The 11235-nt window shown below is 66.3% G+C and carries 9 protein-coding genes; 4 read left to right on the top strand and 5 right to left on the bottom strand.

Annotated features, from left to right (window positions below):
* The first annotated feature begins 769 nt into the window (after positions 1-769).
* Together IEW22_RS02625 and IEW22_RS02620 are read left to right on the top strand one after the other, a co-directional pair.
* Positions 770-1339, top strand: coding sequence for an NADPH-dependent F420 reductase (locus IEW22_RS02625; protein WP_188585009.1), 570 nt, complete (start codon positions 770-772; stop codon positions 1337-1339).
* Positions 1340-1564: 225 nt separating this feature from the next.
* Positions 1565-3343, top strand: a complete 1779-nt coding sequence (locus IEW22_RS02620; protein ID WP_188585046.1) for an APC family permease — start codon at positions 1565-1567, stop codon at positions 3341-3343.
* A 37-nt stretch (positions 3344-3380) separates the two neighbouring features.
* Here the strand turns inward: IEW22_RS02620 and IEW22_RS02615 are convergent, their stop codons facing one another.
* The gene (locus tag IEW22_RS02615; RefSeq protein ID WP_188585008.1) at positions 3381-3998 is read right to left on the bottom strand and encodes a TetR/AcrR family transcriptional regulator; all 618 of its coding nucleotides are present in this window, start codon (positions 3996-3998) and stop codon (positions 3381-3383) included.
* A gap of 151 nt (positions 3999-4149) precedes the next feature.
* Here IEW22_RS02615 and IEW22_RS02610 point away from each other — a divergent pair, with 151 nt between their 5' ends.
* Both IEW22_RS02610 and IEW22_RS02605 read left to right on the top strand, forming a co-directional pair.
* The gene (locus IEW22_RS02610) at positions 4150-5211 is read left to right on the top strand and encodes an agmatine deiminase family protein (protein ID WP_188585007.1); all 1062 of its coding nucleotides are present in this window, start codon (positions 4150-4152) and stop codon (positions 5209-5211) included.
* Positions 5208-7307, top strand: a complete 2100-nt coding sequence (locus tag IEW22_RS02605; protein WP_188585006.1) for an amidase — start codon at positions 5208-5210, stop codon at positions 7305-7307. Before IEW22_RS02610 ends, IEW22_RS02605 begins: the two co-directional genes overlap by 4 nt.
* Before the next feature lie 27 nt (positions 7308-7334).
* Here IEW22_RS02605 and IEW22_RS02600 read toward each other — a convergent pair whose 3' ends face one another.
* The 4 genes from IEW22_RS02600 to IEW22_RS02585 form a co-directional block, all read right to left on the bottom strand.
* Positions 7335-7817, bottom strand: a complete 483-nt coding sequence (locus IEW22_RS02600; RefSeq protein WP_188585005.1) for a DinB family protein — start codon at positions 7815-7817, stop codon at positions 7335-7337.
* A complete protein-coding gene (locus IEW22_RS02595; RefSeq protein ID WP_188585004.1) occupies positions 7814-8467 on the bottom strand; it encodes a maltokinase N-terminal cap-like domain-containing protein in 654 nt (217 codons plus the stop codon). The genes IEW22_RS02600 and IEW22_RS02595 overlap by 4 nt, the downstream gene beginning before the upstream one ends.
* A gap of 111 nt (positions 8468-8578) precedes the next feature.
* Complete coding sequence (locus IEW22_RS02590; protein WP_229742106.1) at positions 8579-10033, bottom strand: DEAD/DEAH box helicase; 1455 nt, start codon at positions 10031-10033, stop codon at positions 8579-8581.
* 300 nt (positions 10034-10333) lie between these two features.
* Positions 10334-11227 carry a MurR/RpiR family transcriptional regulator gene (locus tag IEW22_RS02585; protein ID WP_188585002.1) on the bottom strand — a complete coding sequence of 298 codons (894 nt, stop codon included), beginning with the start codon at positions 11225-11227 and terminating at the stop codon, positions 10334-10336.
* Positions 11228-11235: the final 8 nt, after the last annotated feature.

Genomic DNA, 11235 nt, shown 5'->3' with positions numbered 1-11235 from the left:
CGACACCACATCCGACAACCGACGATCCGACTCCGGCTTCACCCACCCAGCACGAGGCATACACCTAAAACTACACGCATGTAACCTTAACTGAACGGTATTGGGTGTAATCGTTGCTTTCGGATGGTTCGCCGACGCCCACTTCCCAATGGCCACCAGTCCGGAAAGATCTCCAAACTTACTGGTTAAGTTGATGAACCGGCACAGACCGACGCAGTCCCGGACAATAGTGGGATAATCTCGTACACCAGCGAAATACGTCGACCTGCCGTTTATCGTTGCGGCTCTCGTAGACATACAGCCGCCATTGAGCACCGAGAAACGAGTCATTTGCATATTCGACGAAAGTCGTCGTCGATGATTCATGACGAGAGAGTGTCGTCAAACGGGCACCGCCGTTTTGGGCTCCCAGCCGAAACGCAGGTAGCGACGAAAGGTCGTTCAGTCAGACTCTCCACCTCCGGTCTCCCACGCGCGACGGCGGCAAGGTCGTGAGCATCCCCCAATGAGCCGGTCTGAGTGGTTGGGCCACTGAGAGTTCCACAAGACCCGGGACGGCTATCGCGGGCCCAACTACATCTACGGACAGATCCCGATCGCTGACTTCATCCTGAAGAAGTCCCCGCCGCGAGCGAACATGCCGCGCTGACACTCCAGCAACCCTCACCCCGACGCCTGCATTCGACCCACGGGTGCAGGCGTCGGGTGCATTCACCGATCACAGGTAGCCTCTCAGATATCCGCCATAGTGAATCGAGGGAGTATCACGATGAATGTCACGATCTTCGGAACCGGCAACATGGGCAGCGCGATCGCACGGGTGATCACCGCCGGCGGCAACACCGTCCAGAGCATCAACAGCGGGGACGACACCGCGGTGACCGGCGACATCGTGGTGCTCGCTGTCCCGTTCGGGGCACTCGATCAGATTGTCGCGACCCGCGCCGACGAGTTGGCAGGCAAGACCGTCGTCGACATCAGCAACCCGCTGGACTTCGAGACCTTCGACTCGCTGGTGGTCCCTCCCGACAGCTCCGCCGCGGCCCAACTCGCGGAGAAACTTCCCGCATCGTCGGTCCTCAAGGCCTTCAACACCACCTTCGCCGCGACCCTGACATCGGGCAAGGTCGGCGACAATCCCACAACTGTGCTCATCGCCGGTGACGACGCCGACGCGAAGGAGCAGCTGGCGCAGGTCGTCACCGCCGGCGGCCTGAAAGCCATCGACGCCGGGTCACTACGACGCGCCCGCGAACTCGAGGCATTCGGCTTTCTGCAGCTGACGCTGGCATCGGCCGAAAAGATCTCGTGGACCGGAGGATTCGCCGTCATCCCGTGACGGCTTCCGCCTCCGAGGCGCCGCATCGGCGACGTCAAGATCGGCGGCACCCGCGTCAGAATCGCGTCAACGTCACAACCGCGTCGGCTCCCTGCGAGCTAGAACCGTCAGGTGGCATCACCTGAGGCTTTCGCGACCGCGACACCTGCGCATCCCGCGCGCACGACACCCGACAGGCACCGTCTGACCGCGACCACCGGCCTCGCCGCCCTGTCGCTCGACGCGATGGCCTCGGTCGCCTACGGTCCCGAGGCGATCGTCATCGTGCTCGCCGGCGCCGGTGGACACGCGCTGGGGCTGACGGTGCCGGTGAGTGCCGCGATCGTCATCCTGCTCGCCGTGCTGGTGCTCTCCTACCGTCAACTCATCGCCGCGTTCCCCAACGGTGGCGGTGCCTATGCCGTCGCCAAGGCCTACCTCGGACGACGGGCAGCACTCATCGCCGCGGCATCCCTGGTGATCGACTACGTGCTCAACGTGGCAGTCTCGGTCACCGCGGGCACCGCCGCGCTGACATCGGCCTTCCCGCAGACCGGGCCGTACACGCTGTGGATCGCACTGAGCGTCCTCGCGCTGATCACCGCGATCAACCTGCGCGGGGTGGTGAGCAGTGCGAAGGCCTTCATCACGCCGACGGCGGTGTTCGTGCTCAGCATCCTTGCGCTGATCGTGGTCGGACTCGTCCGTGGCGGACACGGGGATGCGCCTGTCACCGACACGCATGCAGTGGGCACCATCGGGATCCTGTTGATACTCAAGGCCTTCTCCAACGGATGTGCCGCACTGACCGGGGTGGAGGCGATTGCGAACGCGACACCGCAGTTCCGTGGTGATCGCGTCAGGCGGGCGCAGCGCGCAGAACTGGCACTCGGTGGACTGCTCGGTGTGATGATGCTCGGCGTCGCCGCACTCGTGGAACGGCTTCACATCCACCCCAGGGACGGCGTCACCGTGCTCTCCCAGCTCACCGAGGGTGTGTTCGGCCGCGGGGCAATGTATTTCGTGGTGCAGTTCGCGACCATCGTTCTGCTCGCCCTGGCCGCCAACACCTCGTTCGGCGGCCTCCCACAGCTGATGAAGGTGGTCGCTGCCGACGATCATCTGCCCCACCGATTGACCCGACGCACTCGCACCGGGGTGTACCGCGACGGTGTGCTGATCCTCTCGGCGTCGTCGGCGCTGCTGATCATCGTCTCCGGCGGTGACGTCAACGCGCTCGTCCCCCTCTTCGCGATCTGCGTGTTCATCGGATTCACCCTCGCCCAGGCCGGATTGGTCCGACACTGGTGGCTCACCCGCGGTCGGCGGTGGCAGGCTCGCGCGGTGGTGAACGCCTTCGGCGCGACCCTCACGGGCATCGCGGCCGTGGTCCTCACGGCGATGAAAGCCGACGAGGGATCGTTGTACGTCATCCTCGTTCTCGCCGTGCTGGTCACCGCGATGGCCGCACTCGCTCGTCACTACCGGCGCCACCGCGAGTCCGACGTCCGCGCTGCGATCACCGCCGACCACCTGCCGACCAGACAGCGGCACTCTTTCGCGGGCCGTGGCCTCGCGGTGGTCCCGGTCGCCTCACCGGTGTGCTGTGCCACCAATGATGCGCTGCGGCTGGCACATTCGTTCGGTCGCGAGGTGCGCGCAGTCCACGTGCGTGTCGATGAGCCCCGCGCTGACCGCGATAGCACTGACACCGGGAGCGACCACTCCGATACCACTGACTTCGCCGATCAGTGGCGGCGATTCCACCCCCTCGAGGCACTCACCGAACTCGACACCGCCGACGAGAGCGGCATCGTGGATGTCCTGGTCGAGTACGTGTGCGAGCTCTCGTCGGCCGACGACGTGCTGGTGATCATCCCCGACCAGGCGTCGACGACGCGCACGCGCCTGCTGTCCTCGGGACACGCAGACGACCTCGAACGCGCGCTGCACAAGCAGACCCATGCACTGGTCGCACGGACGCACACCGCCTCTCGCGCCGACCGCGCGGTCACCACCGGCTGAGTATCCGCCTCCGGAGTCCAGCTGCGGTGCGCGCGCCTCAGTCCTGGTGCAGCGCACCGCGCGACAGCGTGAGTTCGTTCTCCATCGCGCGACGTACCAGTCGGCCCCGGTCGAGTGTGTCGGCGTAACGCACCATCGCATGGGAATTGACGCCGTCGATCATCCCGAGGAACTGCCAGGCCACATCGTCGGCATCGTCGGTGCGGAACTCGCCACTGTCGACACCGCCGGTGATGAGATCACCGACGAGCTGCTGCCAGCGGTCCATCACCTCGCGCACCGCCGCGGCCAACGACTCGTTCGTCCGTCCCATGCTGAACGCATCGGCCCACACCACGGTGACATCGTCGCGTCCCGGTTCGGTGAGAGTCGCGATGAGTCGCCGCAGTTTGTCCGTCGCTGTCTGCTCACCACCGACCAGGTCGGCCACATCGTCCACCTCGGCGGTGGTGATCGCCGCGAATGTGGCGGCGATCAGTTCGTCCATGACGGGTTCGTAGTGTGCGACGAGTGCCGGCGCGACGCCGACGCGGGCCCCGATGGCACGCAACGTCAACGACGTCAGACCTTCTGCACAGGCGATCTCCCTGGCCGCAGCCCGGATCTCGTCGGCCCGCTCGGCCGGCGGCTTGCGCGTGCGGGTTCTCGCTGCCATCACACTCGCGATCATCACGTGCACCGCCCGGCAAGTCAACGCTGTGTTGATCGTGTGATCAACATGGCTCCGCCAACCCCTTGACCCCACACCCAGCCCGACCTAAAGTTCAACTTATTGATTGTTCTATCAATAAGTGAGGGGTTCCCCGATGTCCTGGATGATGCCTGCCGAGACGGCGCGCCACGAACGCGTGTGGATGGCGTTCCCGCGCGTCAACACGACGCTGGCAGACAGCGCCGCCGACGTCGAAACCGCGTATGAGGCGTGGAGTGCGGTGGCCAATGCCGTCGTGGACTTCGAGCCCGTCACGATGGTCGTGGACCCGTCGGAGACCGATCGCGCCCGCCGCATGCTCTCGGGCGCCGTCGACATCGTCGAGGCCCCACTCGACGATGCCTGGATGCGCGACATCGGCCCCACCTTCGTCGTCGGCGACAACGGTGAGCTCGGCGCTGTCGCCTGGACGTTCAACGGGTGGGGCGCCCAGGAATGGTCGGCGTGGGACAACGACCGGCGCATCGGACGATTCGTCGCCGCGCAGGCGGGAGTGCCGGTGATCAGTTCCCTGCTGGTTCAGGAGGGCGGCGCCATCCACGTCGACGGCGAGGGAACCGTACTCGTCACCGAGACAGTGCAACTCGACCCGCAGCGCAACCCCTATGCGACGCGCGAGACGGTGGAGGCCGAACTCGAGCGCACACTCGGGGCACGCAAGGTGATCTGGCTGCCCCGCGGGCTGACCCGTGATTACGACCGATTCGGCACGCGCGGACATGTCGACATGGTGGCCACGATCCCCTCGCCGGGGACGCTGCTCCTGCACCAGCAGGCAGATCCCGAACATCCCGACCATCTGGTGACCCGCGAGCTGAAGGAGTTCCTCGCCACCACCACCGACGCGGCCGGCCGCGCGTGGGACATCATCGACCTGCCGGCACCGGCCACCATCCGCGATTCGGAGGGTTTCGTCGACTACAGCTACATCAACCATCTGGTGGTCAACGGCGGCGTGATCGCCTGCGGCTACGGCGAACCCGAGGCCGATGCACACGCGGTCGACATCCTCTCTGAGGCATATCCGGGCCGCCGCGTGGTGAGCATCGACGCCCGCGAGATCCTCGCTCGTGGCGGCGGGATCCATTGCATCACCCAGCAGCAGCCGGCTGTGGAGAACGCCGCTGTGGTCACCACGACGGGTCACCGGTCATGAGCGACACCACGCCGGCGCCAAACCTCGTCGAGACCTCGATCGCGGAGCTGAGTGCAGCCCTGTCGGACGGCGAGGTGACCAGCGTCGAACTGGTCGCCGGGTACCTCAACCGGATCTCCTTCTACGACCGTCATGGGCTGTCTCTCAACGCCGTCCCGGTGCTGAACCCGGCGATGTTCGCCGAGGCACATGCCTCCGACATGCGCCGCCTTCGGGGCGAGTCGCTCGGTCCGCTCGACGGGATTCCCTACACCGCCAAGGACAGTTACCGCGTCGCGGGGCTGACGGTCGCCTCGGGCTCTCCCGCATTCGCCGAGCTGGTCGCCGGATCAGATGCCTACGCCATCGAACGTCTCCGTGCCGCGGGAGCGATATGTATGGGACTGACGAACATGCCGCCGATGGCCAACGGCGGCATGCAACGTGGCGTCTACGGGCGCGCGGAGAGTCCCTACAACCGCGACTATCTCGCCGCCGCCTACCTATCGGGTTCCTCCAACGGCTCGGGAGTGTCGACCGCGGCGAGTATGGCCGCCTTCGGGTTGGGTGAGGAAACCTGGTCGAGCGGGCGGTCCCCCGCCTCGAACAATGCGCTGGTGGCCTACACGCCGTCGCGCGGCGTGATCTCGGTGCGCGGGAACTGGCCGCTTACACCGACGATGGATGTGGTTGTCCCGCAGACGCGTACGGTCGACGATCTGCTGAATCTGCTCGAGGTGCTGGTCGCCGACGATCCCGACACGCGAGGCGATTTCTGGCGCACGCAACCGTGGGTGCAGCTGCCGACCGCGTCATCGGTGCGGCCCGACTCCTATTCCTCGCTGCGCGATCCGGAGGCGTTGCACGGCAAACGATTCGGGATTCCGCGGATACTTCTGGGCGACGATCCCGATGCCGGATGGCCGATCACTCCGCGTCCGTCGGTCCTCGAGTTGTGGGCCCGTGCCCGTGCCGATCTCGAGGCCGCGGGCGCAGAGGTGGTCGAGGTGGACTTCCCCGCGCTCACCAACTACGAACTCGATCGGCCACAGGCCCCTGACGGCTACGCCCGGGGCATCCTGCCCGCCGGCTTCTTCGATGCCGAGATGTGGGATCTGACGGTGTGGTCGTGGAACGACTATCTCGACGCCAACGGCGACGCTGCGCTCACCAGGCTCGCCGACGTCGACGGAGCCCGCATCTACCCACTGCCTGCGGGCGCCATTCCCGATGAGCTGCACGGGTATTACGCGCGTTACAACCTCGACATCGGCGACTATCCAGAGCGTGCGGCAGCCGGGATCACGCCCCTCGCCGAGATACCCGACCTGGCGGCGGGGGTACGTGGTCTCGAAGAGCTCCGCCGGGTGGACTTCGAGAACTGGCTCGACGACCTGGGTTTGGACGGCTTGGTGTTCCCCTCGGCACTCGACGTGGGGAAGGCCGACGCCGACATCGATCCGTCCTCGCATGCGCGGGCGATGGACAACGGTGTCTGGGTGTCCACCGGCAACACCATGATCCGCCACTACGGGATCCCCACGGTGAACGTCACGATGGGCATGATGAGCGACATCGGGATGCCGGTGAACCTCACATTCGCCGGTCGGGCCTACAGCGACAACGCCTTGCTGTCCTACGGCTGGGCCTACGAACACCGGACGCGGCGGCGGGTCGCCCCGGCCTCGACCCCCGAACTCTCTCCGATACAGCGATTGGCAGCGGGGGGATCGACAACGCGGGGATTCGCAACGCAGGGGTCTGAGACGCCGGGATCTGGCATGCAGGACTCCCCGGGGTCACTGAACTCCCTTGGTGCACCAGACCTCTCGGTCTCCGCATCGGTACACACATCCGAGGCCGACCCCGACTTCGTGCGCGTCGAGGTCACCGGGTCGACGGACGGCGCACTGCTCCAAATCTTCGTCAACGGTGTCACCGCGCCGGTACAGCGGGACGCATCCGAGTTCAGCGCAACCGCACAGCTGCCGGCAGCGGAGCTGCACAGACGGCATTCGCAGTGGCGCGAGCCCTACGGCGCCATCGTGACGGTGGTGGCCACCGCGCGCGACGGCCGTACGCGGGCCGAGTATGTGGTGACCGGCGGTATCGGCTGAGCGCGAGCCGATTGGGGAGGAACGAAGTCAGGCACGCACTGCGTCCCGGGTGATCTGCATCTGCCCGAGGTGTTGTGCGAGTTCGTGGATCACATGGAGCACCACCCACTGCGCGCTGACCGTCGCCAGGTCGACATCGGCGGTCGTGCCGCGAGCGTCACGGCCTGCGATGCCCACATCGAGCATCTGCTGCGTCCACACCGACGACTCCGACCGGACCGCGGCGATCCGCGCGAGCAGCTCGTCGCGGGTTCCGGTCGCTTCGAATTCGCCAGCGCGATCGCGAGGCAGATCCAGACCGCAGCCGAATGTGCCCAGCCACCACCGCGTCATCTCGACACAGTGGTGGGCGATGGCGAACACGGAGTTCGATCCGGGTATCGAAAGACGCTGATTGACAGTGCTTTCGGTCATATCGGTGACCACCGCGACAATCCCGTCCCAGCAGCGGTCGGCGGTATCGAGTGCGGCGAGCTGCCACTCCCGAGTGTGCCCACCGTCGTCGCTCATGCGCGCGGTTCGAAGGTCGCCAAGACCACGTCGCCATGCAGTCCGGGGACCGAACCCACCAATGCGGGACCGGCGGTGGTCAGATCGCCGTCCGCCTCGACGATGTAAGGAATCGTCACCAGGCCCATCGACGTCTGGATCCGCGCGGTCGCCGAGTCGAGGTCGGCTTCGAGGATCCCGAGCACGTCGACGTCGTGACCCGACAGACCAGTAGTTCCCGTTCCGTGTGCACTGACTCCGAGTTCGACTCTGCGGCGGCCGTCGTCGGAGTCGAATTCGACCGTGGCCGAACGGCCACGGTCGATGATCGTGCGGATGTAGCAGCTCACGGCGACCGGATCAGCCGCACCCGGGTACACCCAGCGCCGTCCGAGCACCGAGTGCTGCATCTGTGCGATCAGAGCCGAATCACCCCCGGGCAGTGGGGCATCCCGGTAGGTGAACGGAACCTGCAGCCAGCGACCGCCGTCATGCACCACGAGTGTCTCGACACCCACCCGGCCGGCGGGGTCGTCGAAACGATAGGCGCAGCGGAAGGGAACCTCGACGGCATCCACGTCACCGTCGAACCACGTGGTGGTGGCCAGCCAGCGCTTGGCAACGGTGGCCTTGTCGGGGACAAGACTCGCACTCGGAAAGATGAATGCCATCGGGGCTCCCGTCGTCACCGCCCGCGTATCGACGCGGGCATGGGCTGGCCTGCGCCAGGTCACATCATGGCACCGCAATCATGGCACTGCCCCGGCGGCGCCGAGGAGAACTCAGGCTCCGGCGCGGGTGCGACGGGGAGCCGAACGCTGCCCCGATGCGCGGCGCGCACCCGTCCCCCGACGTGCACTGCCCGCATCGGCGCCACGGCGCGACGAGGAGTGCGAGGGGGTCTGGTCTCCGGCGGCGCTGGTCACGCGCGTGCGGCGAGCACCGGTGGAGTCGGTGGAACGCTGCTGTGATCCGCGACGTTGACCGCCGCCACCGCGGTTGGCGGTACCGGATCCGCGGCGGGGCCGCTGCTGACGCGGTGCCGGTGCCGGCCCCGCCGACGGAGTGACGAACTCCGCACGGGGGCCGACCAGCTGATCCACCTCGGGCGACTTCGCGTTCACCCGTGTCGGCGCGACCGAGATTCCCGCCTTGCGCAGCAGGCCCGCGACGTCGCGTCGCTGCTCGGGCAGGCAGACCGTGGCCACATCGCCGCTGGTGCCCGCACGTGCCGTGCGGCCCGAGCGGTGCAGGTAGGCCTTGTGCTCGGCCGGCGGATCCACATGGACCACGAGTTCCACGTTGTCGACGTGTACGCCTCGTGCGGCGACGTCGGTGGCGACCAGAACGCGTACGCCACCCTCTTCGCCGAAGGCGCGCAGGTTGCGGTCCCGCTGAGCCTGGCTGAGGTTGCCGTGCAGATCGACAGCCGGGACTCCACTCTCGGTGAGCTTCTTCGCCAGCTTCTTGGCCTGGTGTTTGGTGCGCATGAACAAGATCCGACGTCCCTGTCCCGAGGCCAGCTCGTGCACGAGCGCATTCTTGTCGGCCGCAGACACCTCGAACACGTGGTGCGTCATCTGGACGGGAGCCGAGGTCTCCTCGGTGGAATGGACCACCGGATGGTCGAGGAAGCGCTTGGCGACCTTGTCGACGCCGTTGTCGAGCGTCGCGGTGAACAGCATCCGCTGACCGTCGGCGGGCGTGGCACTGAGCAGCCGGGTCACACCAGGGAGGAAGCCGAGATCGGCCATGTGGTCGGCCTCGTCGAGGACCGTGATCTCGACGTCGTCGAGTCGTACGATCTTCTGCTTCATCAAGTCCTCGAGGCGGCCCGGGCATGCGACGACGATGTCGACGCCGCGCCGGAAGGCCTCTTCCTGACGATTCTGACGGACACCACCGAAGACGGTGGTGACGGTGAGGTTCATCGCCTTGGCGAGCGGTGTGACCACTGCCGCGATCTGCGACGCCAGTTCACGCGTGGGTGCGAGGATCAGGCCGGTGGGTGCGCCGGGGCGACGCGTGACACCCAGTTCGGCGAGTCCGGCGACCATCGGGATGGCGAATGCCAGGGTCTTACCGGAACCGGTCTTGCCGGAGCCGATGACGTCCTTGCCCTCGAGCGTGTCGGCGAGGGTTTCCGCCTGGATGCGGAAGGGTTCGGTCTTGCCTTCGGAAGCAAGAACTTTCACGAGTTCGGCGGGCACGCCGAGGGATGCAAATGTGTTGGACAAGGTCCGTATGTCTTTCCGTTGTGGACACGCCTCGTCAGCGCTTTCCTGCGCCACAGGGTGTCGATGGCGAACACGCATCTGTGCGCATCCGTTCGCCGTACGAAGTCAAAGAGCGGGCCAGAGGCCCGTCGGAGAAGCGTTCTACGACGCGTTGACCACTGCCATTCGGCCGGTCACATCACCTCTCACACTACGCGAGAGGGCGGTCACCGGCAAAACGGAGTCCGCTTCGACACCTCGGCACCGTTGTGGAATATGTGCATCGGCCGCTCAGAGCACTGGTTAAGGGAGCTTGGCCGGTTAAGGGAGCTTGGTAGGGCGGGTGCCACGTCGGCCCTCCTCACGTACCTGCAGCTCCTCGAAGGCGGCGAGCCGATCACGGGCCGGCCCGCCCAGATGTGTGGCGACCAGTGAGACGATCAGCTCGACGAACATGAAGCCATGCGCCATCGAGTCGAACGGCCCCGGCCCGAGATGACTGGTGGCGAACACCGTCGCCGCGCGAGCAGCGAGTGGACTCAGGTAGGCGTCAGTGACCACGATCAACTCCGCACCCCGCTCGGCTGCAGCCATCCCCCACTCGACCGTACTGCCCTGATACCGGCGGTAGTCGAACACCACGGCCACCGTGGTCGCGTCGATGTCGATCAGCGATGCCATGTGATCACCGGAATTCGGTTCCACCGCCACCACATCCGGGCGAAGCATGTGCAGATATCGCGACAGTTGCGTCGCCAGAATGGAGCTGAACCTGCCGCCCGCAGTCACGACATGGCGGGTCGGATCGGCCAGCAGCTCGACCGCACGTGCGAGATCGTCCGCCGAGATCCCGTTCACCGTCGCCTGCAACCCCTCCCCGTAGCGATTGGCCGCATCGACGATCGCCGAATGCAGGTCGCCGTCGACACCTGCCGGATACACGGTGACCGGTGAGAACAGTCGGGTCTGCACTTCGGCACGCAAAGCCTCCTGAAACGCGCCGTACCCCGAGAAGCCCAGCTTGCCGACCAGTCGCAGCGCCGTGGGCGCGCTCACCCCGGCCTCGGCGGCGAGCTGGGCGATCGGCACGAGTCCCGCCGTCGGATAGGACTCCGTCAACGCAGCGACCACTCGCATCTCCCCCGGCGCCAGGGCATCTCTGACCTGCCGAATCCGTTGCGCCACAGTCCCGTGGAGTTCGATCGCGCGCGTCATGAGAGCGA

The organism is Gordonia jinhuaensis (assembly GCF_014639795.1).
Classification (GTDB): Bacteria; Actinomycetota; Actinomycetes; order Mycobacteriales; family Mycobacteriaceae; genus Gordonia_B; species Gordonia_B jinhuaensis.
Note: the sequence above shows the minus strand (reverse complement) of the source record. Positions and strands in the feature narration are given on the sequence as shown.

What these genes read in the sequence shown, in the direction of transcription:
- IEW22_RS02620 (WP_188585046.1), top strand. Translation starts at nt 1,565, where the DNA reads ATGGCCTCGGTCGCCTACGGTCCCGAGGCGATCGTCATCGTGCTCGCC.
- IEW22_RS02600 (WP_188585005.1), bottom strand. Translation starts at nt 7,817, where the DNA reads ATGAGCGACGACGGTGGGCACACTCGGGAGTGGCAGCTCGCCGCACTC.
- IEW22_RS02595 (WP_188585004.1), bottom strand. Translation starts at nt 8,467, where the DNA reads ATGGCATTCATCTTTCCGAGTGCGAGTCTTGTCCCCGACAAGGCCACC.
- IEW22_RS02625 (WP_188585009.1), top strand. Translation starts at nt 770, where the DNA reads ATGAATGTCACGATCTTCGGAACCGGCAACATGGGCAGCGCGATCGCA.
- IEW22_RS02605 (WP_188585006.1), top strand. Translation starts at nt 5,208, where the DNA reads ATGAGCGACACCACGCCGGCGCCAAACCTCGTCGAGACCTCGATCGCG.
- IEW22_RS02585 (WP_188585002.1), bottom strand. Translation starts at nt 11,227, where the DNA reads ATGACGCGCGCGATCGAACTCCACGGGACTGTGGCGCAACGGATTCGG.
- IEW22_RS02610 (WP_188585007.1), top strand. Translation starts at nt 4,150, where the DNA reads ATGTCCTGGATGATGCCTGCCGAGACGGCGCGCCACGAACGCGTGTGG.
- IEW22_RS02615 (WP_188585008.1), bottom strand. Translation starts at nt 3,998, where the DNA reads ATGGCAGCGAGAACCCGCACGCGCAAGCCGCCGGCCGAGCGGGCCGAC.